The organism is Pantoea sp. GL120224-02 (assembly GCF_900215395.1).
GTDB lineage: Bacteria > Pseudomonadota > Gammaproteobacteria > Enterobacterales > Enterobacteriaceae > Pantoea > Pantoea communis.
Map to the genome: position 1 here is coordinate 40,673 of NZ_OBEC01000003.1, position 23,726 is coordinate 64,398.

General features: G+C 53.6%; 24 protein-coding genes. 5 read left to right on the top strand and 19 right to left on the bottom strand.

Going from position 1 to position 23,726, the window contains the following annotated elements; all coding sequences use genetic code 11:
- Nucleotides 1-42 precede the first annotated feature (42 nt).
- The 9 genes from CRO33_RS07235 to CRO33_RS07275 form a co-directional block, all read right to left on the bottom strand.
- Nucleotides 43-981, bottom strand: coding sequence for a choline kinase family protein (locus CRO33_RS07235; RefSeq protein WP_097117620.1), 939 nt, complete (start codon nt 979-981; stop codon nt 43-45).
- Nucleotides 978-1,913 (bottom strand): phosphotransferase, encoded by a 936-nt coding sequence (locus CRO33_RS07240; RefSeq protein ID WP_097117621.1) that lies wholly within the window; start codon nt 1,911-1,913, stop codon nt 978-980. Before CRO33_RS07240 ends, CRO33_RS07235 begins: the two co-directional genes overlap by 4 nt.
- Nucleotides 1,907-3,190 (bottom strand): Zn-dependent hydrolase, encoded by a 1,284-nt coding sequence (locus CRO33_RS07245; protein WP_097117622.1) that lies wholly within the window; start codon nt 3,188-3,190, stop codon nt 1,907-1,909. Before CRO33_RS07245 ends, CRO33_RS07240 begins: the two co-directional genes overlap by 7 nt.
- On the bottom strand, nt 3,129-3,926 hold the full coding sequence (locus tag CRO33_RS07250) for a DeoR/GlpR family DNA-binding transcription regulator (protein WP_097117623.1): 798 nt from the start codon (nt 3,924-3,926) through the stop codon (nt 3,129-3,131). Before CRO33_RS07250 ends, CRO33_RS07245 begins: the two co-directional genes overlap by 62 nt.
- Before the next feature lie 65 nt (nt 3,927-3,991).
- Nucleotides 3,992-5,431, bottom strand: a complete 1,440-nt coding sequence (locus CRO33_RS07255; protein WP_237448842.1) for an amidase — start codon at nt 5,429-5,431, stop codon at nt 3,992-3,994.
- Between the two features lie 292 nt (nt 5,432-5,723).
- A complete protein-coding gene (corA, locus tag CRO33_RS07260; RefSeq protein WP_097117928.1) occupies nt 5,724-6,692 on the bottom strand; it encodes a magnesium/cobalt transporter CorA in 969 nt (322 codons plus the stop codon).
- A 34-nt stretch (nt 6,693-6,726) separates the two neighbouring features.
- The gene (locus tag CRO33_RS07265) at nt 6,727-7,197 is read right to left on the bottom strand and encodes a GNAT family N-acetyltransferase (protein WP_097117624.1); all 471 of its coding nucleotides are present in this window, start codon (nt 7,195-7,197) and stop codon (nt 6,727-6,729) included.
- Nucleotides 7,198-7,271: 74 nt separating this feature from the next.
- Nucleotides 7,272-7,592, bottom strand: a complete 321-nt coding sequence (locus CRO33_RS07270; RefSeq protein WP_034822312.1) for an AzlD domain-containing protein — start codon at nt 7,590-7,592, stop codon at nt 7,272-7,274.
- A complete protein-coding gene (locus CRO33_RS07275) occupies nt 7,582-8,256 on the bottom strand; it encodes an AzlC family ABC transporter permease (RefSeq protein ID WP_097117625.1) in 675 nt (224 codons plus the stop codon). The genes CRO33_RS07270 and CRO33_RS07275 overlap by 11 nt, the downstream gene beginning before the upstream one ends.
- A 102-nt stretch (nt 8,257-8,358) precedes the next feature.
- On the opposite strand from CRO33_RS07275, the gene CRO33_RS07280 reads away from it, so the two are divergent.
- Both CRO33_RS07280 and CRO33_RS07285 read left to right on the top strand, forming a co-directional pair.
- Complete coding sequence (locus tag CRO33_RS07280; protein ID WP_045831923.1) at nt 8,359-8,907, top strand: helix-turn-helix domain-containing protein; 549 nt, start codon at nt 8,359-8,361, stop codon at nt 8,905-8,907.
- An 88-nt stretch (nt 8,908-8,995) separates the two neighbouring features.
- A complete protein-coding gene (locus CRO33_RS07285) occupies nt 8,996-9,517 on the top strand; it encodes a GNAT family N-acetyltransferase (protein WP_097117626.1) in 522 nt (173 codons plus the stop codon).
- Here CRO33_RS07285 and CRO33_RS07290 read toward each other — a convergent pair.
- The 4 genes from CRO33_RS07290 to CRO33_RS07305 are packed head-to-tail and all read right to left on the bottom strand — an operon-like array spanning nt 9,514 to nt 14,151.
- Nucleotides 9,514-10,914 carry an ABC transporter ATP-binding protein gene (locus tag CRO33_RS07290; protein ID WP_097117627.1) on the bottom strand — a complete coding sequence of 467 codons (1,401 nt, stop codon included), beginning with the start codon at nt 10,912-10,914 and terminating at the stop codon, nt 9,514-9,516. The two genes, CRO33_RS07285 and CRO33_RS07290, sit on opposite strands and share 4 nt — an antisense overlap.
- Nucleotides 10,911-11,693 carry an ABC transporter permease gene (locus CRO33_RS07295; protein WP_097117628.1) on the bottom strand — a complete coding sequence of 261 codons (783 nt, stop codon included), beginning with the start codon at nt 11,691-11,693 and terminating at the stop codon, nt 10,911-10,913. The genes CRO33_RS07290 and CRO33_RS07295 overlap by 4 nt, the downstream gene beginning before the upstream one ends.
- Complete coding sequence (locus CRO33_RS07300) at nt 11,690-12,625, bottom strand: ABC transporter permease (protein WP_097117629.1); 936 nt, start codon at nt 12,623-12,625, stop codon at nt 11,690-11,692. Before CRO33_RS07300 ends, CRO33_RS07295 begins: the two co-directional genes overlap by 4 nt.
- Entirely contained in the window at nt 12,625-14,151 is a 1,527-nt protein-coding gene (locus CRO33_RS07305; RefSeq protein WP_097117630.1) for an ABC transporter substrate-binding protein, read from the bottom strand. The genes CRO33_RS07300 and CRO33_RS07305 overlap by 1 nt, the downstream gene beginning before the upstream one ends.
- A gap of 191 nt (nt 14,152-14,342) precedes the next feature.
- Here CRO33_RS07305 and CRO33_RS07310 point away from each other — a divergent pair, with 191 nt between their 5' ends.
- Nucleotides 14,343-14,528 (top strand): tautomerase family protein, encoded by a 186-nt coding sequence (locus CRO33_RS07310; protein WP_034822328.1) that lies wholly within the window; start codon nt 14,343-14,345, stop codon nt 14,526-14,528.
- Between the two features lie 42 nt (nt 14,529-14,570).
- On the opposite strand, the gene CRO33_RS07315 is transcribed toward CRO33_RS07310, so the two are convergent.
- Both CRO33_RS07315 and CRO33_RS07320 read right to left on the bottom strand, forming a co-directional pair.
- Nucleotides 14,571-14,888 (bottom strand): helix-turn-helix domain-containing protein, encoded by a 318-nt coding sequence (locus tag CRO33_RS07315; RefSeq protein WP_097117631.1) that lies wholly within the window; start codon nt 14,886-14,888, stop codon nt 14,571-14,573.
- On the bottom strand, nt 14,881-15,270 hold the full coding sequence (locus tag CRO33_RS07320; RefSeq protein ID WP_097117632.1) for a type II toxin-antitoxin system RelE/ParE family toxin: 390 nt from the start codon (nt 15,268-15,270) through the stop codon (nt 14,881-14,883). Before CRO33_RS07320 ends, CRO33_RS07315 begins: the two co-directional genes overlap by 8 nt.
- Nucleotides 15,271-15,468: 198 nt before the next feature.
- Between CRO33_RS07320 and CRO33_RS07325 the strand changes: the two genes are divergently transcribed.
- Nucleotides 15,469-16,209 (top strand): GntR family transcriptional regulator, encoded by a 741-nt coding sequence (locus CRO33_RS07325; protein ID WP_097117633.1) that lies wholly within the window; start codon nt 15,469-15,471, stop codon nt 16,207-16,209.
- On the opposite strand, the gene CRO33_RS07330 is transcribed toward CRO33_RS07325, so the two are convergent.
- The 4 genes from CRO33_RS07330 to CRO33_RS07345 form a co-directional block, all read right to left on the bottom strand.
- Nucleotides 16,196-17,176, bottom strand: coding sequence for a PfkB family carbohydrate kinase (locus CRO33_RS07330; protein ID WP_097117634.1), 981 nt, complete (start codon nt 17,174-17,176; stop codon nt 16,196-16,198). The genes CRO33_RS07325 and CRO33_RS07330 overlap by 14 nt on opposite strands.
- The gene (locus CRO33_RS07335) at nt 17,163-18,191 is read right to left on the bottom strand and encodes an ADP-ribosylglycohydrolase family protein (protein ID WP_097117929.1); all 1,029 of its coding nucleotides are present in this window, start codon (nt 18,189-18,191) and stop codon (nt 17,163-17,165) included. The genes CRO33_RS07330 and CRO33_RS07335 overlap by 14 nt, the downstream gene beginning before the upstream one ends.
- Before the next feature lie 11 nt (nt 18,192-18,202).
- Nucleotides 18,203-19,477: a nucleoside permease gene (locus CRO33_RS07340; protein WP_097117635.1), complete on the bottom strand. Its 1,275-nt coding sequence runs from the start codon at nt 19,475-19,477 to the stop codon at nt 18,203-18,205.
- A gap of 171 nt (nt 19,478-19,648) precedes the next feature.
- The gene (locus CRO33_RS07345) at nt 19,649-21,025 is read right to left on the bottom strand and encodes an aldehyde dehydrogenase family protein (RefSeq protein ID WP_097117636.1); all 1,377 of its coding nucleotides are present in this window, start codon (nt 21,023-21,025) and stop codon (nt 19,649-19,651) included.
- Nucleotides 21,026-21,505: 480 nt separating this feature from the next.
- On the opposite strand from CRO33_RS07345, the gene CRO33_RS07350 reads away from it, so the two are divergent.
- A complete protein-coding gene (locus CRO33_RS07350; protein WP_034822338.1) occupies nt 21,506-22,435 on the top strand; it encodes a RepB family plasmid replication initiator protein in 930 nt (309 codons plus the stop codon).
- The last annotated feature ends 1,291 nt before the right edge of the window (nt 22,436-23,726 follow it).

Genomic DNA, 23,726 nt, shown 5'->3' on the forward strand with positions numbered 1-23,726 from the left:
TTACAGACGATCTTACAAGGACTTAATCCCGGCGCGTTCCGCTTACACCGCGCGTAGCCAGTTTTCCCAGTCGGGATGATTTAACACGCTGCGCGCCCGCAAATGCTTCCAGGCACCATATTTTGAAAAATCAAAATCAATATCGGCCACATGATGTTGAATAATGGCCCAGGTTGACCACTTCATATCCGCCAGATACTTATGAATTTGCACGCGAGCGAATAATGCTGCATCCACTTTACCGAAATAGTCCTCCAGCAATTCCTGTTCTATTTTCGGTGTGAAAAACATTTCGCCAAACCACAGCGCCAGTTCATAACAGCGATCGTTATTTGATGCATATTCAAAATCGACCAGGCGAATATCGTTCTGCGCATTGAGCATGAAGTTACCCGCCAGCGTGTCATTCATGCACGGCACCAAATCTAATCCCGCCGCTTCTAACGCCTGCTGCGCGCGCTGTGCCTGTTTGTGCAACCAGGCAGCATCAGCAGAGAGCGCGACATTGAGTGCACTGACCTGCTCAATATGCTCATTAAGCATGTCGAATACGGTTTTGTTCTGCCTGAGCAACGGCTGATCGTTGAAACTTTTCAAGCCCTGCAACGCACGATGACGAATCGCGGATTGCTGGAAATCGAGGTTTGACGAGGCGCGCCAGCCATCGATGAACTCAAACACTTCCACGCCAAGATCGCGCAGATAGGCCACCACCGGCACGCCATAGCCGGTTTGCGCGGCTTTCAGGCTCGCTTCATGTGCGGTGTCACGATTAATAAAGCGCTCGGTGCCTTCGCCGGGAATTTTGACGAAATAAGCACAAGGCGCGCCCTCGACTGCCACGTGCCAGTTGGCGTTGGAAATACCGCCGCTTACCGGACGATACTGCACCGCCCTGCCCTGCCATTCCGGCATCGCCGTAATGGCTTGTTCCACCCGCTGTTCCTGCCAGCTTTGCGCTTCACCCAGAGATTTGCTCATTTTGCCTGCTCCGCTGTCAGGTTTAACCAACGTTCAAAACGGGGATCGCTCAGGCTCTGACGGCAGCGCAACAGCATCCACTGGCCGAGCTTGGCAAACTCCAGACCGCGCGTGCTGGTGACACCGTTCAGCATGCCCCATAGCGTCCAGTGATAATCATCCACCAGCGCATATAAGCGACAACGCGCTACATCAGCCTCGCTGCTGTCACCACGGCACGCACGAATCGCATCACGCCAGCGATCGTCAGTAGGCAGTTGTTCGTGGATAAGCGTCGCGATATCGTGCCAGGCATCCCCGCGCGCGGCATAGTCAAAGTCCAGCAAGCGCCATTCACCCTGAGGGTTGACCATCCAGTTGCTGGCGATGTTATCGCCGTGGATCAAAACGGGTGTATAGGACACGGCGTTGAGTGCTTCCCACGCCAAATCGACACATTCCCCCATCCATTGCAGCTCATCTGGCTGTTGCACACCCTGTGTTTCCAGTTGAAGACGTAGCCGCAACATATCCTGCTGGCGGCTGTGTAAGGGAAGCGGCAATCCTGAGTGATGTAATTTATCCAGCGTACGCGTCAGGCTGGCAAAGTGATGCGGATCGCGTAACGCATCTAGTCGCGCCCAGCGGAAGCTGTCATCCAGCGCCGCGAAGATCAGAACGCCATTGCGAGGATCGGCGTGGCATAGCGCCGGGGCGATGCCCAACTCGCCCGCCTGGCGGCTAATTTCGGCGCTGCGCTGGAAATCAATCAACGCTTTCTGATCATCGAACAGCACCTTGGCATAATAGCCTTGCCCCGCTGACTGCAGGCGAAATCCGGCCCATTCCGTCGCTAAACGATGCGGTGACGCCACACCTGCCGTGCCTGGCTGAATATCAAAGGATTGCGCGGGTTGCCAACTCGCCAGCGCTTGCTGTAAACGCATCAACATAAGGCGTCCTCCCCTTTCAGGCAGAGCTCAGTGAGCATCGCCATCAACATGTCGAGACCGCGATGCAATTCGGCGGTGGCGGTGTATTCACGTTCATTGTGCGAAAGGCCGTCTACGCTGGGCACAAACAGCAATGCACTCGGGCAGTGATAGCTCATGCTTATCGCATCGTGACCTGCTACTGAACGCATCGGCATCGCTTTCAGCCCCAATTTTTCCGCCTGCGCTAAAGCCAGATCACTCAATGCCGAATGTAACTGCTGTCGTGGACGATACTGTGCACGGTCGAGACTGACATCGGTGGCCGTGTTCTGCGCAATCGATTGCATCTGCTGGCCGAAGCTGTCGCGCAACTGGCGCAATAGCGCTTCATCAGCAGAACGAAACTCAATAAATAACGTGGCTTCAGAAGTCACTACGTTCGGCGAATTAGGCACGGTTTCCAGACGGCCCACCGAGGTATGCAGTGCTTCGCCATAGCGTTCAGCCTCTGCACGCACCGCCACAATGGTGTGCGCGGCTGCCAGCAGCGCATCCCGCCGGCGATCCATCAATGCCGGGCCGGTATGGTTTTGCTCTCCGCGAAACGTCACCTGCCATTTCAGTGCCGCCCAGGTTTCCGTCACTACGCCTATCTGTTTCTGCTGCAATTCAAGATGTGGACCCTGCTCAACGTGCAGTTCGCAGTAGGCCGCCACCGTCAGATCGGGTAACGCCGTTCCGCGATAACCAATATTTTGCAAAGCTGTTTGCAACGAGATACCTTCGCCATCACAACACGCCAGAGCCTGCTCCAGCGAGAGTGCGCCTGTGAACACTGAACTGCCGGTCAGGCTGGGTTGAAAGCGCGCACCCTCTTCATTGGTCCAGTTCACCACCGCCAGATTACGTTGCGCGGTTTGCGAATGGTCGCGCAGCTGGCGAGCCAATGTTGCCATGGTCACTGCAGCGCCGGTGACGCCGTAGGCACCGTCGAAACGTCCACCCAGCGGTTGGCTGTCCAGGTGCGAACCGCACAGCACCCACGGCGCGCCTTCGCAAAGCGTCATCAAGCCAAAGATGTTGCCAATTTCATCCACGTGAACGTGAAAACCCTGTTGCGTCAGCCAGGTACAAAAGGCATCGCGCATTTGCTTATCCGCAGCGGATGCCGTCAGGCGATGTAAGCCGCCTGCGGGTGTCGCACCAATGCTGCTGCTGAGGGCGAACAGCGCATCAAACGCCTGATAATCTTGCGGTGTCATCCTCGGCATTGCCGGGATGGAGGATGTTGACATGGGCACTCTCCAGACTCGCTACAAAAGCTGCCGCGGGTCGCGCATTGGTCACTAAGGTGTCAACCGCGCTAAACGGCAGCGTATTCACAAAGGTTCGCAGTCCAAATTTGCCTTCATCTGCCAGAATCACACTCTGGCGACAGTGCGTGCTCAGCACGCGCCTTAATAACGCCTCAGGCTCTTCGTAATCCATAAAACCGTTGTCCCGATCCACTGCACCAATGCCCATAAAGGCAATGTCGTAGTGGAATTGACGCGCGAACTCCAGCGTATGGGGGCCAATGAGTGCGTTATCATTTCGCCGAACGCGCCCTGGTGTTAGCGTGACAGCGTTGTCGCTTTGCTGCGTGAGCAGCGCGGCGATATCCATTGAGTTCGTGATAACCTTCAAACGCGAGAAGCGGGTCAACTGCTGCGCCAGTGCCAGCGTTGAAGTGCCGGTATCCAGAAACAGCGCCATCCCCTCTTCCACTAATTCGCTTGCCAGCTGACCAATACGCGCTTTAGCACGCGGCTTGATACGGCTGCGTATCTGTAACGGCTGCTCTTCGCTGGGCACCGGTAAAATGGCACCGCCGTGCACGCGTCGTAATACGCTCTGCTCTTCCAGATATTTAAGATCGCGGCGAATCGTCTCTTCTGACACCACGAATTTCTGCGCCAGTTCCGTGACGCGCACCCGTTTGTCGTGGTGTAAAATCCGTTTTATCTCATCCAGACGTGGCTGATTAATCATGCTTACCTTCTGTTTTTAGTGGCCAAAACCGCAGTATACCTATCGGGCGGTCTCAAGGCCGCGCCTTACAGAGAAGGTTGATGTTGATCCCACGGCATCAGGGCTTCGAGCGCCGCGCAGAACTGCAATACGTCGCCTTCCGCATAACGTCGGCCGATCACCTGCAAACCCACCGGTAAACCTTGCGCGGTAAAACCACAGGGAATCGTCGCCGCCGGATTACCACTCAAATTGAATGGCCAGGTGAAAGGTGTCCAGCGCGCCCACTCTACTCCGCTGTCGCCCGGCGACTGATTTTCCGGCACATGGCGATCGGCCGAGAACGGCAGCACTGGCAGCGTAGGCGTGATCAGTAAATCCACGCTGTCAAACAAGGCGTGCACTTGTCCGGCAAACGCCGCTCGTTGTTTTTGCGCCGCCAGGTAGTCGGCCAGATTCAGGCGCTGCGCGTGTTCAATCAGCGCGGCAAAGCCCGGATCGAGCTGGTCGAGCTGCTGCTGCAGTGCGGCACCATACGCCACACCGCGCCCGCCGCTCCATAAAGTGTCAAATGTCTCAAACGGTGATGACCAATCCAGCGGGCGTGCCGTGAGCGTCACCGGTAACGTATGGGCAATCTGCTCCACCGCCTGTTCGACGCAACGCGCAATCTGCTCGTCGACCGGTGTGTTAAACAGCGTGGGACTGTAATGCACACGCAGCGCGGGCAATGGCTGGTCGCAGCGTGCCAGCCAGGATTCATTTTTCGCTGGTAGCGCCTGATGGTCGCGCGCATCCGGTCCAGAAAGCAGATCAAACAGCAGTGCGCTATCACGAACCGTGCGCGTCATCGGCCCGGCATGACTGAGCATTTCAGTGGCAGACCACGGCCAGGTTGGGATGCGTCCCAGCGAGGCTTTAAGGGCGAAAATGCCACAAAAAGCACCGGGGATACGCACCGATCCGCCACCGTCGGAGCCCAGCGCGGCGGGCACCATGCGCGCCGCCACGCTGATTGCCGATCCCGAACTGGAACCGCCGCTGGTTAACGCCGGATCCCACGGATTGCGCCCATGACCAAATACCCGTGAATAGCTTGATCCGGTCCAGCCAAACTCGGTGGTCGCGGTTTTGCCGACAATGATCGCTCCCGCCGCCTTCAGTCGCTCAATAATCGGCGCGTCATGTTCTGGTACGTTATCCAGTGAGGTGAGTGAACCTTTGGTGGTGCGCAACCCAGCCGTTGAGAACAGATCTTTGACGCCGAATGGCACACCGTGCAATGGACCCCGACTCTTGCCCGACTGACGTTCGCGATCGCAGCTTTTAGCCTCTTCCATCGCCTGCTCATCGTAAACATCACCAAAGGCATTCAATGTGGGATTGTGGGATTTTATTTGCTGAAGGCAATTCCCCACCAGCTTTTCACTGCTGATATCACCGCGACGAATCTGCTGCGCCGCGCCAATAACATCAGGCATCGAGTTAAATAAATTCTGGTCCACCGCCATGGTTACACCCTGCATTTCTGGCATCACTATGTAGCGATAGTGGCAACAGTTGGCGAATGAAGCAAGACCGGGTCATGTGGTTAATGTGGGATATGTTGTATTTAATCTGGCGTTGTTATAGGAAAAGATGATGATGAAAAAAACAGCGAAATGACAAAACCGTGGCAATTGGATGAAGGTTTTGCGCGACAGGCCGCTCAATCACTCAGTTGCAGTTAAATCGTTCAGGGAAATGTGTGGATGGAGATATTAATTCACTGCGCCGCTATCATCAGCACAGTGATAATAAAGTCATCTGATAAAAAGATTACAACCAGCCTGCTTTTTTCAGTCGTGACCACATCACACCACAGATCGCCAGCGTCACCACCAGTACCGCGGGATAACCAAAGTGGGTTTTCAGTTCGGGCATATCAGAGAAGTTCATGCCGTACATACTGAAGACAATGGTCGGGACGATCAGCACCGCACCCCAGCCCGCCAACTTTTTATTCACTTCGCTCTGCTGAACCGACACCAGCGCCAGATTGACCTGCATCGCGCTGGTGAGCATTTCACGCATATCCTCGGCATCGATCATCACGTGATGAGCATGATCCTGAACGTCACGCAGGTAGGCACGCAGGTTCTTCGGAATAATGTCTTCGTGAAAACGCGCCAGCTGGGCGCAAATTTCAGTCACCGGCATCGCGGCATTGCGCAGCGCCAGCAGTTCGCGCCGCAGATGATAGACATCCTCCAGCGTTTTGCTGTCAAAGCGGGTGGTAAACATGCCCTCTTCCAGCGTACCGATACGTTCACTGAGTGATTCGATTATTTTACTGTAGTGGTCAACGATAAAATCGAGGATGCAGTAAAACGCGTAACCCGGTCCCTGACACAACATAGTGTGGTTTTTTTCTGCCCTGGCGCGAATTGCCGCATAGCCCTCCGATGAACCGTGGCGGACGGTGATCAGGAAGTTTTTACCGAGGAAAAAGTGGGTTTCACCAAAGCTGATGCGCTGCTGATCGTCGAGATGTGCCGTTTTCACCACGATAAATACCGACTCGCCATATTGCTCAATCTTCGGGCGCTGATGGGCCACCAGCGCATCCTCAATTGCTAACTCATGCAGGCCAAATTCTTCCTGCAACGTCTGCATAAAAGCCGGTTCAGGCTGATTCAAACCCAGCCAGATAAACGCACTTTCGTCTTTGAGTACTTCGCTGATGTCGGCGACATCGACATGCTCTTCACGTTTGCCGTGGCGATAAGCCACACAGTTAATCACCATTTTGGCGCTGTCCATGTTGTTTTCACTTACTCAATCATAGTGTCAGTATCATTTCGACGCAGGGGAGATCGGCTTTGGCCAGAGCGGAAGGATACAAGGCTTCACGCACAGTGCTAAAGCCATGGCGCAGATAGAAACCGCTGGCATTGGGTGTTGCGGCCAGGGTCAACTGCCGAAAACCGCGCTGGCGGGCTTCCGCGATAATCGCGTTCATAATGGCGCTGGCATAGCCTTTGCCGTTACACGCTGGCAGGGTAAATATCGCTTCCACACTGCCGCTTTCGAGATCGAGAAAGCCCGTAGCGGCAGCGCCCAACTCAGGATCGTCGATCACGTAGAAAGGATTGCCCTTAATCGCCTCAAAGTAACCTGACGGCAACGCGTCAGGCGTCCATGCGGCAATCACTTCAGGCGGATAAACTGACTGGCAGCCATCGCGAATCGCGAGATTGCGAATACGCCACAAGTTGGCGGCTTCATGTGGAAGCGCTAAGCGCGGTGTCATGGATTCTTCTCTGTGCGATGAATACGGAAGTCCCACAGTAGCAAAACCCTTGCCGCAAGTTTGTTCTTTTTGGCTTAAGGCACCCCAAAATAACGCAGCAATGCCGTCATCACGGCCGCGCCAACAATCACTAAAATCAATGGCGTACGGCGCCAGGCGAGAAACACGGCAAACAACACGCCCGCTATCCGCGCGACACCTGCGAAGTGGCTGCCTTCAAATAGTGCGGTGGTGACGGCAACCGCCAGTAACAGCACCGTAGCAGCATCCGAGAGCATATTGCGCACCGATTCCGACATCGGCATACGGCTTCCTAGTCGGTAACCCGCGAAGCGCATCACATAAGTGCCGACGGCGAGCAGCGCGATCCCGGCAATCACGAGGTTATTGTGCATTTTTGCGCTCCCGCCAGCTTAATAAGCCCAACAATGAAAACAATACTGGCATTCCCGCCGGAACAAACGGCGTGGCGAGTACTGACAATGCCGTACCGAGCGTGGCCGGAATCCGCGTGCGACGTTGACGCAAAGCGGGAAATATCAGCGCGATCAAGATGGCAGGGAAAACCGCATCGAGACCAATCGCCGAGACATCGGGAATGAAGCGCCCGATAAATGCGCCGCACACCACACTGAGTGGCCAGATAGCAAAAATGCCCAAACCACATACCCAATATGCGGCGCGTCGCTGGGAAAGCGTCTTTTGCGAAATGCCAAACACCACGCTTTCGTCATTCATGATATGGCAACCCAGCAAACTGCGTCCGCCCTGGCCGACCAGATCTTTCACTGCAATACCAAAGGGCAAGTGGCGCGCGTTGACCAGCAAACCCGCCGCCGCTGCTGTTAATGGGCTGCCACCACCGGCCACAATGCCGATGAACAGAAACTCGGATGCGCCTGCCAGCACCATCGTCGAAAGCGCGATGGGCACCCACAGTGGAAAACCATCCGCCGCCGCCAGCGAACCGTAAGAGAGCCCGACAATACCGTCGGCCAGACAAACCAGGAAAATCGCTTTTAATACGCCGCGATCAAGCGGAACTGCACCCAGACGCATCACAATTTGATCTCATATCGAACAGGAAAGCCGTTATAATGAACGCGCCCGAATTGTTTTACAAGATGAACAAAACGTTCGATATAAAGAACAGGAGTAATTGTGACACCACCGATCGATCTTATCTCTGCTGGATTAGTGCGCGAACGCCAGCGTGCCGGACTCTCGTTAACCGAAGTCGCCCGCCGCGCTGGCATTGCGAAATCTACGCTTTCACAACTGGAAGCGGGCAACGGCAATCCCAGCATTGAGACGTTATGGTCACTGTGCGTGGCACTCAATATTCCGTTTGCCCGCCTGATGGAGCCGGAAGTGAAGCGTTTGCAGGTGATCCGTCGTGGTGAGGGCATGATGGTGTCGGCTGAACTCGCGGATTACCAGGCCGCGCTACTGGCCAGCTGTCCGCCGGGCGGACGTCGTGATTTATATCTAATCACCAGCCAGCCGGGCGCACCGCGCGCCTCTCATCCGCATCCGCCCGGTTCCGTAGAACACATTATTATTGCGCAGGGTCGCGCACTTGTTGGGCCTACCGATGCCCCGGTCGAACTTCATCCCGGTGACTACATCTGCTACCCCGCCGACGAACCGCACATCTTCGAAGCGCTGGAAGCGAATACCATGGCAGTGCAGCTGTCGGAGCAAAATTAGTCATAATAATTTCCTATGTTCAAACCCGATGATTGGCGCGTGACACAGTGGCATCCTGTGTTTTTCGCTAGCCGATTATCAGGAACATATGGATATTATTCCCGCCCGACCCCATCACGCCGCTGCCATTCAGAAAATCTATGCGTGGCACGTCCTCCACGGCACCGCCACCTTTGAAACCGAACCGCCCAGCGAAAGCGAAATGCTCAACCGCGTCAAAGATGTGCAGCAGCGCGGAGGCTTCTGGCTGGTGGCGCAAGAGGATGAACAGGTATTGGGTTATTGTTATCTGGCACCTTATCGACCGCGCTATGCCTATCGCTTCACGCTGGAAGATTCGATTTATCTCGATCATGAACAGACCGGGCGTGGCGTCGGGCGGGCGTTATTGCAAAAAGCGATTGCGCTGGCAGAAGCATCAGGCTTTCGCCAGATCATCGCCATCGTGGGAGATAGCGCCAATCAGGGTTCGCTGGGATTACACCGGGCGCTCGGCTTCGAGCACACCGGTGTGATGAAATCGGTGGGATTCAAACATGGCCGCTGGCTCGACACCGTCGTGATGCAGCGCTCACTGGGTGTCGGTGATAGCCAGCCGCCAGAACGTTAAGCCGCCTGCATCGCAATCACGCGATCTGTCCCCTTGTCCAGCAGTTCGCGATCGTGGCTCACCAGCAGCACGCCGCACTGCAGCTGACGCGCCATCTGCGTTATCAGCTGCAGAGTTTGCTGCTGTACCAGCGGATCGAGTCGCGATGTAGGCTCATCGGCGAACAGGAAAACCGGCTCAAGCAGCATGACGCGTAACAGAGAGAAGCGCTGTAACTCGCCGCCCGAGAGCGAATCGGGGCAGCGCGTGAGTAATGAAGGATCTAACGCTAATTGCTCCATTAGCGAGTCGCGTTTTGACCGTTCAATGCGATGACGACGCAGCACCTCCTCCAGGCTTTGTGACAGTGTGCGCGTGGGGGGAAACAATGCCGAGGGATCCTGATAGATCTTCTGATACTTCAGCGCGCTCGCCGCGACGTGACGTGTAATGCTGCCCTGCTGTGGCGCGAGTAATCCCAGCAATACGTCGCCAAAGCTGCTTTTTCCACTGCCGCTGGCGCCATGTAAGCCGACAATTTCCCCAGCATGCAGGGTGAAATTTTCTGGTACACCCAACGTATTTCCGCCGCGCTGCAGTTTTAATCCTTGCGCACTTACCACGGGTTTGCTGCGGATCACCGTGCTTTGCCGTTGCGGCCAGGCAACGGGATCGGCGGCCAGCAATTCACGCGTATAACCCTGCCGCGGGGTGTATAACACTTGCTGCGCTGCGCCTTGCTCGATCACTTTGCCCTTATGCATGACGATAACGTCTCCGCCCAACTGACGCGCCAGCGCAATATCGTGCGTGATGGTCATTAAAGTCCCACCTTCAGCCACTTCACGACCCAGCAAAGTAGCAACGTCATCGCGTCGGGACACATCCAAACCCTTAGTCGGTTCATCTGCTATCAAAATCTCCGCACCGCCCGCGCGCGCCGCCGCAAATGCCGCACGCTGCGCCATGCCACCGGACAGTTGCCACGGGAATTTTTGTGCCGCTGCCTGTAAGCCCAGTTGCGCAAGGTCATCCTGCGCAGCCGCCACGCTTCGCGGCGCGGAATGCCCTCGAATATAGCGATAGCCTTCCGCGACCTGCTGCTGAATCGCCATGGTGGGATCGAGCGCCAGCCAGGGTTCTTGTGGCAGCGAGGCCATAGTCCTTCCCCACAAGCTGCGTAACGCATCACGATCCTGCGGTAACTGATAGCGTTGACCGTTGATGATCAGGGTTCCGCTGGCCTGAAGTGTCTCCGGCAAAATTCCCATTACCGCCTGCGCCAACAGGCTTTTTCCGGAGCCAGTCTCACCCAATAAAGTGAGCGGTTGGCCAGGTTGCGGGTGGAAATCAACCGGCTCCACCAGCGTGGCTTCTGCTGTTGCGATGGTTATGCCGATGGCCTGTAATCCTTTCATGCACGCTCCTTTTTCATCATCAGGTTAAGGCTAATCAGCAATAAAAACAGTGCGACCACAGGCTGTAGCAGCAACCAGGGGGCTTCCCAGGCAAAGGGCAGCAGTTCGGTCATCATCAAGCCCAATTCCGGTGTCGGTGGACGGACACCGACGCTGATAAATCCTAGTGCCGATACCGCCATGATGGCGCTGCTAAACGAGAACAGTGCAACGGTAAGCAAAACAGGTGCGAGTGCCGGCCAAAGGTGACGATGAAAGCGGTAGATCGCGTTAAAACCCAGCAGTTTCGACGCCTGCATACCCGGCGAATGCACAATCGGACGTAAGGTGGCGCGTGTCACACGGAAGAATTCCACCCACAGCACCAACGAAATGCCTAACCACAGCATCTCCGGTGAGTCCGGGGCAATCGCCGCCAGTAACAGCACCAGCAGCAGGCCGGGCAGCGCGAGGCACATATCCCCCAGCATGCTGACCACACGGTCGAGCACTCCACCATAAAGCGCGCTGAGTACGCCAGCCAGCACACCGACCAGCATCGCACTGATCACGCACAGTGCAGCCAGACCCAGTGACAGGCGCAGCGCCGCACTCAGGCGCGGCAGCATGTCACGTCCCAGGTGATCAAAACCTAACAGATTGGCCTGGCTGGGCGGCTGCAACATGTTGAGCAGTTCTTGTTGCAGAGGATCACCATGATGAAACAGAGGCAGTATAAAGGCGTAGCTCAGTAGCAGAGCTAGCAGCAGTAAACCGACATGACGTGAAGTTAATTTCATGGGCGCGTCCCTCGCGGATCAAGCAGATGGCAACCCGCATCCACCAGCATATTTAGCAGGACAAACAGCAGGCCGAGCGTCATGGCACTGGCCTGAATTACTGGCACATCGCGGGCGAAAATGGCATGAACCAACGCATGCCCAATGCCCGGCCAGGCAAACAACGTTTCCACTACCACCACGCCTTCCACCAGCCAGACAAACTGCATGCCGAACCAGGTGAGTACCGGTGTTCCCAGATTGCGTAAACCATGACGACGCAGCAAAGTGACGGTCGCCAGACCTTTTTGCTCCCCCCATTGGTAATAACCCGCGTTCACTACCTGCCAGGTGGCTTCGCGCACCACACGCACGCCCACCGCGCTTAGCGACAAGGCCAGCGTCAAAGCGGGTAACAGGAAATGACGCAGCTCACCGTGTCCCGCACTCGGCAGCCAGTCGAGTTGCAGCGCGAACAGCACGATCAGCAGCATACCCAGTGCAAAATGCGGCACAGACTTAAGCATCGATGTCAGCCAAAACAGCAGCCGATCCAGTTTGCCATTGGCATGGCAACCGGCCCAGATACCCAACGGCAGCGTGATAGCCAGCGCCAGCAGTAAAGATACCCCGGCTAACGCCAGCGTCTGACTCAGTTGCCAGCGCAATTCATCCATCACCGGTTCGCCGGAGACCAGTGAACGGCCAAAGTTAAATTGCAGCAGGTCCAACAACCAGTGCAGTAACGCACTGCCTTGCTCAGCAGCCCCACTTAACTCCTGCTGCACGCGCGCGACGGCATCCGCATCAACCCGATCATAGCCGTAGCGACCGCTGGCAATGCGCCACGCCATATCGCCCGGCAGCGACCGGACCAAAAACCAGGTGAGTAATCCCACCGAGAGCACGACAAAAAATGCCTGCATCAGCCGCCAGCAAAGTTGTTTGATCATCACGGCTCCCAACGCAGTTGGCGCAGGCCGAAGTGACGCTCAAACGGATCGAGCGCGACGTTTTGCAACTTACTGTTGATCGCTGCAGATTGTTGATACCAGGCGATTGGAATCATCGGGAGATCCTGTTGCAGTGCCGAAGTGATGAGTGTTCGAGCTTTGGCACGCGCGGAGGCATCGGTGGATTGCGTCAGGGTATGCAGTGCGCCACTGAATCCTGTCGGATGCCAGTTCATCGCCCCCCAGTCGCCACCTTTCTCGGCATAATCCTGCAATAAGGTGCCGGTTGGATCGGGCGTGAGTGCAAAGTTGCGTGAGAACAGCGCCAGTTGCAGTCTCCCGCTGTGGTGCTGGGCAGGAATTTCACTGGCATTGGTTGAGTTAATCTTCACTTCAATACCGATTTTACGCAGTTGCTGCTGGATAACCATCGCCATCAACGGCAGTTCAGGGCGATCCGGGAAGGTCAGCAGCGTCAGGCTGAATCGCTGGCCGTTGCGGGTCAGCACACCATCTGATCCCGGTTGCCAGCCGGCTTTCTGCAACAGCGTGACCGCCGAATCGGGCTGATAGGAGAGTGGAGGCAGCGCCGCATTGTGCCACTCGCCCATGTTCGGCGGGAACAACTGGCTGGCAGCACCCGGATAGCGCAACACCGCCATCGCTAGCGCATTGCGATCAATGGCCATGCTGATCGCTTCACGCACCGGCTGTTCCGCTAACAGCGGATCGCCCAGATTGAGCTTCAGCATAAGCGTGCGCGGCACGGGGATTGCGGGAAGTTGCAGCGCAGGTTTGTGTGCCAGACGCTGACGGCTGGCGGCATCCAGATTGAACACATAATCCGCATCACCGCTTTCTGCTAATAGCGCGCGGGTCTCTGCCCGGCCAGAAGAGAGATAGCTGGCTGCGGCGATGTATGGTTTTTCTCCCCAGTAACCTTCAAAGCGTTTTACCGCTAACGACTGCGGCGGCTTAAAGGCGGTCAGCATAAACGGCCCGGAGCCGATGATGCGCGTGATGTTGCCCTGTGCATCCCAGCTGGATAACGCCAGAATTTGCGAGCGACTTTCCGCCAGGACGGAAAGCAGAGGTGTGAAAGGCTCGCGCAGCGTAATGGTCACCACCAGCCCTTCTCCGCTGATCTCAGTGATCGGTGTTTTATCCAGTAATCCCGCTTTACTCCGCGCAGTATTGAGTGATTTCACTACCGCTGCCGCATCCAGTGGCGAACCATCATGGAAATGCACGTTATCGCGCAGCTGTAATTGCCAGCGCAAACCGTTTTCCGAGACCTGCCAACTCTTCGCCAAAGCCGGGATCGGTTCACCGCGTTGGTTCACTTCCACCAGCGTTTCCACCACATCCATGCGCAGAAGGATGTCACCGGAAAGCGCCGGATCGGCACCTTTAATTTCAAACGGAGCGGCAATGCGCACCGTGTTTTCCTGATGCTGCGCCGCGAATGAGGCGCACGAAGCCAGGCCGAGCGCCGTGGCGATCAGCAATTTTTTCATTGATTTCATTATGGTTTCCGAAAAATACCGCTACAAAAATCCCAGAGAAATTATGTTATAACATAACAATACACATTTAAACACAGATCGCCTGCGGGTATAAACGGTTTGCGCGGGTGTTTATGACAAATTGACACTGCATGCTCGGGCATGACTGGGTTATGCTGAAACCGAATCTGAACCCTCAAGGAGAAACGGAAATGCCAGAAATCGTTGTCTATGCTGCGGAAGGCCGCACGGTTGAGCAGAAGAAGAAGTTGCTGAAAGCGGTGACTGCCGCAGTCGCGGACTCGTTTGAGATTGATGCCAATTCGGTGACGGTCTCAATCATTGAAACGCCTAAGCATCATAAATCTAAAGGCGGCGTGCCGTTTGATGAGCGGTGATAGGTTATTTGATGCATAAAAGCCCAACAGGGCTTTTATGTTTTATAGAATGAAAACCGCTGGGCCTTTGTCTTCAATGGTGTTGAGGATACGCAAAGCCGCTTTATTGGGTTTACTCTCGTTACGTTCCCACTTTGAAACACTCTCAACTGACATGCCTGTAGTCATTGCCAGCGCCGCCTGCGACATCTTCCATCTTAAGCGTACCGCTTTAATCTCAATCCCAGACATAGCGCGTACTGGAGGGATATTACGAGCTTCGATCGCCGCACTGATTTCCGCAACCGTCTCGCCCTGAACAACGCCCAATTGGTTATAGCGCTGCGCCATATCGTGGATTTTCTTTAAGCGTTCAGTCATCACAAGTTACCTCGATTAGTTCTTTTAACTTAATCAACTCCCGGACCTTCTCATCTGACATCGCAATAAAATCCCGAGCGATACGGCAATAAGCATCAATTTCATCATCTTCAAGTTCTTTGCCTTTCTTCTTTGATAGCTGACTTTTCAAGTACATATCAAAGAAATAAATGTTGTTGCCATAATTGAAGAAAACAATGCTACGCGCGCCGTCAGATGCCCCCACACCAGGCAACCCGAGTCGTTTTTTGAACGTGTAACGTCCTAATGGGTCTCCATGTAATCCCGCAAAAATCGACTTTGCAGCTTTACACAAAATTTTATCATTGATGCGTGCATTACATTTCTCTTCCTGAAATTCTGGCGTCAGGTAAATGCCCATTTACCCCTCCTTGCCTTAAAATATCCGTAAGCGTAACTATAGTCTTCGTTACGGGTTAGGTCAAATTACAAGCGAAAGGATTGGTTGAATCTAAGCGCTAATAACCGCAATAACATGTGGTTAAAGTCGCTACGCGAACGGTGAAAATTCAGTATCATATCTCACCCCTGGCTAACCCAATTGAGTGCTCAGCCCGCTATGACTGAACAGAATCCGCTGTTTTCGCGGCTTACCACCACGCTGGCTGAAGAGAGCCGTACGCCGTTGTACAAGCGCTTTGCCGCCGCCATCAAAGAGGCGGTGCGCGATGGCATCCTGATGCATGAAGAGATCCTGCCCGGTGAGCGAGAATTCAGCCAGTCGCTCAGCATCTCGCGTATTACGGTGCGTAAAGCGATGGATGAGCTGGAAAAAGAGGGGGTGGTGTTTCGTTCGCGCGGTTACGGCACACAGATTTGCAGCCAGTTTGAGTATTCGCTGAAAGAGCCCAAAGGTTTGTCGCATCAGGCGGTTTTACGCGGTAAAAAACCTGATACGGTGTGGATCAATAAGAGCAAAATTCAGTGCAGTGCGGAAATCGGTGAAAAACTGGGATTAAGCAAAGGTAGCGAAGTCTACTTGCTGAAGCGTATTCGTTATGTCGATCAGCAAGCGGTGTCAGTTGAAGAATCCTGGGTGCCGGCACACTTTATTGCAGATGCCGATGACATTGGAATTTCTTTGTATGATTACTTTAACAAGCAACAGATTTTGCCGGTTAAGTCCCAAAGCAGAGTGAGTGCCCGCATGCCTGATGAAGCGCTCCAGCAGCAGATTGCCCTGCCCGCCAATGTCCCTGTGTTAGTGATTAAACAGCTGGCACTTGACGCGCAAGGCAATCCTCTGGAGTACAGCATCAGCTACTGCCGCAGCGACATGTACGTGTTTATTGCTGAGTAAGTCTTTGCTGCCAATAGCTCTGCAGCGTGGCGCGATCAGGTGCACAATCACCACCGCGTTGTGACACCACATAAGACGCCACGGCATTACCCAATGCCACACTTTCCGCCAGCGACCAACCTGACGCGAGCCCGGCTAACACTCCCCCCGCATGGCTGTCACCGGCGCCAATCGTATCGACTACTTGCGTTCCCAGAGCAGGGATCCAACCCTGCGACTCTGCATCGATATAACCTGCGCCATCACTGTCTAGACGCACCACCAACGCAGCGCCATAGTGTTGTTGCCATTGAGCCATTAACTGACGGGCATCAAAGGCTTGATGCTGGTTCAAACGCTCCAGCCACAGTAACTCTGCTTCCTGTCTGTTCACTGTAATCAGTGGTTTTAGCGCCATAATACGGGCAAATTGACGCTCCCCGATGTCAGCCAAACGCGGACCGAAATCCACCAGCAATTGATAGTTATGCGCCTGCTGTTCGAGCCAGTCGATCAGCACATCGCCGCTTTTGCTGGTCAGTTGATAGCCAGACAGGTAGATCCAACGGTGTGGGGGTTGTGGCAATGTGCGCAGCAGTTCAGCATCCCACAGATTTTCGACACCGCTAACCGACAGAAACGTGCGCTCACCATCCGGCTCCACCAGTGCCAGACACCAGCCATTGTCTCCTTTACTGGTTTCCAGCACGCTTTGAATGCCATATTCCATCAGCTTCTGCCGCAGAATACTGGCCCAAATGCCGTTACCCAGCGGCAGCGCGTTGATGGATGGAATGCCCAACCGATGCAACGCGATCGCTACATTCAACGCACAACCGCCCACGTTGACGCCCTGCTGGTGGAGTTCAATATCACTTCCCCGATGCGGTAACGAATAGGCATCGGCAATCACGTCCACCACAGCGGCACCAATCACGCACACCGGCAGACGTCCTTCCAGCCGGTTCAGGTCATCAGGCGTCAGCATAAACGGCCTCACGCTGCTGACGGAAACGCATGAATGCGTTGCTATAGCGAGTGAAATCCAGCGCGTTGGCAGCATCCAGTTCGGCTTTTAACTGTGAATCAATCCCATCAATGCCATGCAGCGCTCCGCAAATGGCCACCGCCATCGCGCCGATGGTATCGGTATCGCCACCCAGATTGGCACAAAGAATAGCGCAGCGATTCGGATCGGTGTTGGCCAACTCAACCATTGCAATAGCAGCTGGAACCGATTCGATAGTGGCCGTCCCGGTCCCCACCAAATCATAAATCTGTTGCATCGTTGACTCCACACCTCTGCCCTGCGCCACAACGCTCAACGCCAGCTCAACACGCGCGGCCATGGACGCGCTAAAGGTCGTGACGCGTTTTTCCTGCGCAGCGCGCGCAATCGCAGGCAGCTCATCGCGGATGTATGCCCAGCTTGCGCCGTCAATGGCACGTGACACTGCCCAGGCAATCACCGTTGCCCCCGCGATGGCGACATCAGATTTATGCGTAGGACTGGATGCCAGTGCGACAGCGTCAATAAAGGCATCCAGATCTTTGGCTGGCAACAGACAACCAAGCGGTGAAACGCGCATCGCCGCGCCATTGGTCATGCCGTTGTTCTCCAGCTGCGCCACTGGCGTTCCCGTTTTCAGTGCATTCAGGGCTATTTTGGATGTGGGTCCCAATACGTTTTTGTTGAAGGCATCAAACTCCTCTGCCCAGTGCAGGATATTGGCACCAATGGTCTCCGCGTTGATATCGCCACCATGCGTGACTATCGCATCTGCCAAAGCCAGCGCCATCGAAGTGTCGTCAGTAAATGCCGCGCGGCCAAAATAACAGGCGGCATTGTTTTCAGCAGGCCCCGGCAGAAAACCATCAATCCAGCCAAAATGCTGCTTAACGCGACTGCGCGGCCACAATTCCGATGGCATGCCCATCGCATCGCCCAGCGCCTGACCATAGAAAGCGCCCAAAATCCGTTTTTCCTGGAGTGTCATTGTCATCATTACATCTCTTATTTATGGCTATCAGCGGTGGCTGATTGCTCGAAAGCAGTTAATTCTTCACTGCGTTTTTTGCCATCGCGGAACAGCACGATGAAGGCGATGGTGATAATGATGATCATCACGCTGCCAAACATCCACATGCCCGCCCAGTTGAACGTTTGGCCATTGCGAGGCTGGTCGTAAGCGAACATCTCTTGCATCAAATATCCGCCGAGACGATAGCCCAGCAAGCTGCCAATCCCCTGGCATGCGAGCGTGATCAGGCCCTGTGCTGCGTTGCGCATCGCGACCGGTGCTTTTTTATCAACGTAGATGTAAGCCGTGATGAAGTAGAAGTCATAGCTGACGCCGTGCAGCAGGATGCCCATAAACAACAGGCCAATCGTCAGGGCATTTTGATCGCCGCCGAACACGAAGAATATGTAGCGCAGCGCTGCGGTGGTTAAGCCAAGCAGCAACACTTTGCCAATGCCAAAGCGCTTGATAAAGAACGGCAGTGCCAGCAGGAAGAAGATCTCCGATACCTGACCCAGCGTCATCCAACCGGTGGCGTGCGGCAGGCCCACCTCCGTCAGGTAGCCTTCGGCAAAGATGTAGTAAAAAGCCAGCGGCATGCTGAACAGGAATGAGCAGACGAAGAACACAAGGAAACTGCGATCTTTCAGGAGATGCAGCGCATCCAGACCCAGTGCCACACGCAGGCTGAATTTGCCGGTGCTTTTCGGCTCGGTTGCCGGCAGCATCAGCGAAAAGATCCCCAACACCAGTGAACTGGCAGCAGTGATCAGCAGCGGCACATTACTGGCTGAAATGTCGCCATAGCCCATCAGCGGCGGCAGGAAACCACAGGCAATGCCTGACGCAATCCAGCCTAAAGTGCCCATGACCCGCACGCGTGGATAATCGCGTTCGACATCTTTGACATGCGAGAAAGCAATACTGTTAGTCAGCGCAATGGTCGGCATGTAAGTGAGCGCATACAACAGCAGCAGTGGGAAGAAACCACTGAAGTGCGTCTGCTGGGCCGCGAAATACATCAGAATGGAACCGACGATCATCAGCAGCGACAACACTTTCTGTGCCTGGAAGAAGCGGTCTGCCAACGATCCAACGAGGATCGGCGACAGGATAGCGGCAATCGAAGTACAGGCATAGCACCAGGCAATCTCAACCGGCGAAAAGCCGTTTTTGCTGAGGAAAGCCCAGAGCGGCACAAACCATGCCCCCCAGATAAACCACTCGAGAAACATCATGAAGGATAATTTTGGGATTGTTGTTTTCATTAAAATAGGACTCCCCGGTGTAGGTGAGGCCAATCTAACACCAATAACAATACCTTTGTAATACCATTAGCGGATTCTTTGAGCTACTCCACAACAATTTTAACCGAGGATTAACAGTAAGGCAGGAGATAGAGCGAGGAATAAGGGCGTGCAGTGCACGCCCTGAAAGTCTTAACGACGGTTTTTCCAGACGGTCTGGATATTACAGAATTCGTGAACGCCAAAACTGGAAAGTTCACGACCATAGCCGCTCTTCTTCACACCACCAATCGCCACGCGGGGATCGGAAGCACCGTTGCCATTGATGAACACGGCGCCGGTTTCCAGTTTCTCTGCCAGCTCATTGGCTATCGCTTCATTACCGCTCCACACGGTAGCGCTCAAACCAAATTCGCTGTTATTCGCCAGCTCTAAAGCATGCTGTGCATTGCGTGCCACGGTAATCGCTGCCACGGGGCCAAAGATCTCCTGCTGGAAGGCGATCATGTCGGGTGTCACATCAGCAAGGATCGTTGGTGCGTAGTAGTTGCCAACGCCATCGATCTTATGACCACCGATAACCAGGCGCGCACCTTGTTTCAGGGTCTGCTGTACCTGCTGGTCTAACTCATCACGCAGATCATAACGCGCCATCGGTCCGATATAAGTTTCTTCATTCAGCGGATCGCCAATTTTCAATGCCTGCACAGCCGCGCTAAAACGCGCCTCAAACGCTTCTGCAACACTTTCCTCAATGATGAACCGTTTGGCTGCCATGCACACCTGTCCGGTGTTCTGGTAGCGTCCTGTGACCGCAGAAGCCACTGCCGCATCCAGATCCGCATCGGCAAGTACGATAAACGGATCTGCACCACCCAGCTCCAGTACCGTTTTCTTCAATACGGCACCGGCTTGTGCTGCAATAGCACCGCCCGCCCGCACACTTCCTGTCACCGCAACTGCCGCAATACGCGGATCTTTAATTGCAGCCGAAACGCCATCGTTATCCACGTTAATCACGGTGAAGCCACCTTTTGGCAGATCTGTCGCGTCAAACAGTTCTGTCATCAGATTGGCTGCACCCATTACGCTTGGCGCGTGTTTGAGCACATACGTGTTGCCTGCCAGCAACATGCTGACTGCACCGCGCAGCACCTGCCAGTAAGGAAAGTTCCACGGCATTACCGCAAGAATCACGCCTAATGGACGAAACGATTGCCAGGCTTGCTGATTTTCTACCAGCGTTGGCTTGTCAGCCAGCATCGCTGGGCCCTGTTCTGCATACCAGTCGCAGAGATTTGCACATTTGAGGACTTCAGCACGAGCCTGTGCAATGGGTTTACCCATCTCCAGGGTTGCCATGGTAGCGAGTTGATCCTGACGCTGGCGGATCTGTTCTGCTAACTGGCGTAACACGATGACACGCTGTGCCATGCTGGTGGCTCGCCATTGTGCAAAAGCATCCGCGCTGGTCTGCAACGCAGCTTCGAGTTCAGCGGCATTCTGCAATGGATATGATGCGATGATTTCGCCAGTGGTAGGGTTACGTGAAATAACGTTGTCAGTCATAAGATGCCTTCGTCATGAGTTGTAGGGGATGAATATGAGTTTCACCTTACGCTCGGTGAAGATTGATGAAAAATGAATAATAATGAGGAAGTTGTTCTCTTCTGATGAAAGAAGCGGATCTTCTTTACAGAGAATTAATGTTTTTTCGCCATTGGTGGGATCAATCTTACTGACCTGCATATTCTGACAGTTTTTGATGTTAGAGGCTGATTCTTCATAGGGTTATGCAGTTATACAGTGAATAGATCTTAAAGAAAGATCATAGAGAGATCTAAAAGAGATCCTAAGAGATCCCTGATCGCTGCAAGCCGCACCCCACAAGGCCTGAGAAGGTGATCGCGTTCACTATAATCAGAAAAACGTTCACTACAATCAGCATAATATTCACTATAGACTGTAGAATGTTCACTATAAACAGTGTTAATGTTCACTGTAATCAGAAATCGATCCTTTTCATCCACAGAATGAAGATCTCAGGCTATGGCAGATAAAGAGAGTGAAAACAAAGCGTTACTAGAACCTTTTCTGTCGGTGACAAAAAACAGCGGTGAGGTTATCCAGCTTCATCCTAATAAAAATAACACCGTACAACCGGTCGCGTTGATGCGCCTGGGTCTGTTCGTTCCGACACTAAAGTCTACTGCGCGTGGGAAATCGGGCGCGATGGCTTCAACGGACGCCACCAAAGAGCTCAAGAACCTTTCGTTAGTTAAAGCGGAAGGCTATGAAAAGATTACCATTACTGGCGCAAGGCTGGACATGGATAATGATTTCAAAACCTGGGCTGGCATCATTCAGTCTTTTTCGCGTTATCCCTCAAAGGGCGACACCGTGACGCTGCCGTTTATTGATTTCGTGAAAATGTGCGGGATCCCATCGGCAAACTCTTCAGCGGCCTTACGTAAGCGTTTAGATGCCTCTTTACGACGCATCGCAACCAATACGTTGTCCTTTGAAGGTAATGGCAAAGCGTATCATACCCACCTTGTGCAGTCGGCGTATTACGATCGTGAAAAGGATCTGGTGCGCATTCAGGCCGATCCCAAACTGTTTGAGCTGTATAACTTTGACCATAAAGTCTTGCTGCAGCTGCGTGCTATTTCACGGCTCAAACGTAAGGAATCGGCTCAGGCGTTATATACCTACCTGGAAAGTTTGCCAACCAATCCTGCACCGATATCGCTGGCGCGTCTGCGCATGCGTTTAAACTTAGGCTCTAAGACGACCACGCAAAACCACGTGGTTCGACGCGCGATGGAGCAGCTTAAGGAGATTGGTTACCTCGACTATTCAGAGGTGAAGCGTGGACGTTCTGTGTTCTTTATTATCCATAGCAGAACGCCGAAGCTGGACGGTATCAGCAATCTTGAGAGCATTGATTCCCTCGATGATATTGAGTTTGAAGACTGATTTTTTTTACGTTCACTGTAATCAGCTCCCTGCCCTTGAGTGTGTCACTTAATCGCCAAAAGTGACACACTTCTTCTACGCACTGTTCACTGTAATCAGCATCCCTTCATTCGTTCACTGTAATCAGTAACGTTCACTGTAAACAGTATTCAGCGACACGTTAGTCTTACATCCTCCTGCAGAGTTATCAAAATCGACGAATCATTGGGTTTAATTGTGATAGTGAGTACTTACTAGGTGGGTTTTCAACACTCGAGCGCCCTCTTTTGCAGCGGGTTTGCTGATTACAGTGAACATCAGCCATAGCGTATTTGGTTGCTGATTACAGTGAATGGTGGTGATGTAGTGAAAACAGATTATAGTGAATGATTAAATTTAAGTGTTTGAATATTCTATGTAATATTGAATTGTTGGCATTCATTCATTGTAATCAGCTTATTGTCTGTACAAATAAACAGTAAAAGTGACAGGGTTGGACACCTTCACTGATTACAGTGAATTTTTCCCTTTATTGCAGATTGCAGTGAACGTTATGCCAGTGCGGTCGGGATTGGATTTAAGGCCTCAATCGTGCGCGTCACGCTGTCACTGATTTCAGTGAATGCTCTGCAGCCCTTCCCTCTTCCGAAACATTTTTATACCTTATCGTTGTGGCCTCAGAAGATCGCTTTACTGATTACAGTGAACGTAAATAACTTTGCCAGCGAGGAGCAATTACTGATTACAGTGAATGTTACAACCAGGGATTCGGGAGGTAGGAAAAAACGGTCTTCACCTGTTTTGCTGATTACAGTGAACGTTGGAGTACAAAGACAAACATTCCGTTTCTGGTTGATCCGGCAATGGGTGCATGTAATAGCCACCGGTTAAAACGGATACTTCACCAGAAAGAGCAGCTAAAATGCTCTTCTCTCTTCTCTCTTCTCTCTTATCTCTTCTCTCTTCTCTCTTCTCTTTAATCGGTCATTTGCCATCGGTCATATCCCACCGGGCATGCCTCTTCAGTCGTTCATTCTCTGGCCATTGCTTATCTTCAATATCGCCAGTAGAGCATGGTGAACCGGTCAGGACCCGCCAGTTATAGCTTACCCGCTATCCCGCACTTGCAATGGCTCAACGCTGAGCATCTACCCATTTCACTCACGTACAGGCAGCCATAAGCCACCGATGATTTAGCTTCACTCACTCACTCACTCACTCACTCACTCACAACAAACCCGCATTCGCGAACCACGAATCACAACTGAAAACGCAAATTGGGTTACTGATTACAGTGAATGTTGACAGTCAT

Excerpts from the sequence above, each read along its gene's own strand:
- CRO33_RS07235 (WP_097117620.1), bottom strand. The coding sequence starts at position 981 with ATGAGCAAATCTCTGGGTGAAGCGCAAAGCTGGCAGGAACAGCGGGTG.
- CRO33_RS07240 (WP_097117621.1), bottom strand. The coding sequence starts at position 1,913 with ATGTTGATGCGTTTACAGCAAGCGCTGGCGAGTTGGCAACCCGCGCAA.
- CRO33_RS07245 (WP_097117622.1), bottom strand. The coding sequence starts at position 3,190 with ATGTCAACATCCTCCATCCCGGCAATGCCGAGGATGACACCGCAAGAT.
- CRO33_RS07250 (WP_097117623.1), bottom strand. The coding sequence starts at position 3,926 with ATGATTAATCAGCCACGTCTGGATGAGATAAAACGGATTTTACACCAC.
- CRO33_RS07255 (WP_237448842.1), bottom strand. The coding sequence starts at position 5,431 with ATGCAGGGTGTAACCATGGCGGTGGACCAGAATTTATTTAACTCGATG.
- corA (WP_097117928.1), bottom strand. The coding sequence starts at position 6,692 with ATGGTGATTAACTGTGTGGCTTATCGCCACGGCAAACGTGAAGAGCAT.
- CRO33_RS07265 (WP_097117624.1), bottom strand. The coding sequence starts at position 7,197 with ATGACACCGCGCTTAGCGCTTCCACATGAAGCCGCCAACTTGTGGCGT.
- CRO33_RS07270 (WP_034822312.1), bottom strand. The coding sequence starts at position 7,592 with ATGCACAATAACCTCGTGATTGCCGGGATCGCGCTGCTCGCCGTCGGC.
- CRO33_RS07275 (WP_097117625.1), bottom strand. The coding sequence starts at position 8,256 with ATGCGTCTGGGTGCAGTTCCGCTTGATCGCGGCGTATTAAAAGCGATT.
- CRO33_RS07285 (WP_097117626.1), top strand. The coding sequence starts at position 8,996 with ATGGATATTATTCCCGCCCGACCCCATCACGCCGCTGCCATTCAGAAA.
- CRO33_RS07290 (WP_097117627.1), bottom strand. The coding sequence starts at position 10,914 with ATGAAAGGATTACAGGCCATCGGCATAACCATCGCAACAGCAGAAGCC.
- CRO33_RS07295 (WP_097117628.1), bottom strand. The coding sequence starts at position 11,693 with ATGAAATTAACTTCACGTCATGTCGGTTTACTGCTGCTAGCTCTGCTA.
- CRO33_RS07300 (WP_097117629.1), bottom strand. The coding sequence starts at position 12,625 with ATGATCAAACAACTTTGCTGGCGGCTGATGCAGGCATTTTTTGTCGTG.
- CRO33_RS07305 (WP_097117630.1), bottom strand. The coding sequence starts at position 14,151 with ATGAAATCAATGAAAAAATTGCTGATCGCCACGGCGCTCGGCCTGGCT.
- CRO33_RS07310 (WP_034822328.1), top strand. The coding sequence starts at position 14,343 with ATGCCAGAAATCGTTGTCTATGCTGCGGAAGGCCGCACGGTTGAGCAG.
- CRO33_RS07315 (WP_097117631.1), bottom strand. The coding sequence starts at position 14,888 with ATGACTGAACGCTTAAAGAAAATCCACGATATGGCGCAGCGCTATAAC.
- CRO33_RS07320 (WP_097117632.1), bottom strand. The coding sequence starts at position 15,270 with ATGGGCATTTACCTGACGCCAGAATTTCAGGAAGAGAAATGTAATGCA.
- CRO33_RS07325 (WP_097117633.1), top strand. The coding sequence starts at position 15,469 with ATGACTGAACAGAATCCGCTGTTTTCGCGGCTTACCACCACGCTGGCT.
- CRO33_RS07330 (WP_097117634.1), bottom strand. The coding sequence starts at position 17,176 with ATGCTGACGCCTGATGACCTGAACCGGCTGGAAGGACGTCTGCCGGTG.
- CRO33_RS07335 (WP_097117929.1), bottom strand. The coding sequence starts at position 18,191 with ATGACAATGACACTCCAGGAAAAACGGATTTTGGGCGCTTTCTATGGT.
- CRO33_RS07340 (WP_097117635.1), bottom strand. The coding sequence starts at position 19,477 with ATGAAAACAACAATCCCAAAATTATCCTTCATGATGTTTCTCGAGTGG.
- CRO33_RS07345 (WP_097117636.1), bottom strand. The coding sequence starts at position 21,025 with ATGACTGACAACGTTATTTCACGTAACCCTACCACTGGCGAAATCATC.
- CRO33_RS07350 (WP_034822338.1), top strand. The coding sequence starts at position 21,506 with ATGGCAGATAAAGAGAGTGAAAACAAAGCGTTACTAGAACCTTTTCTG.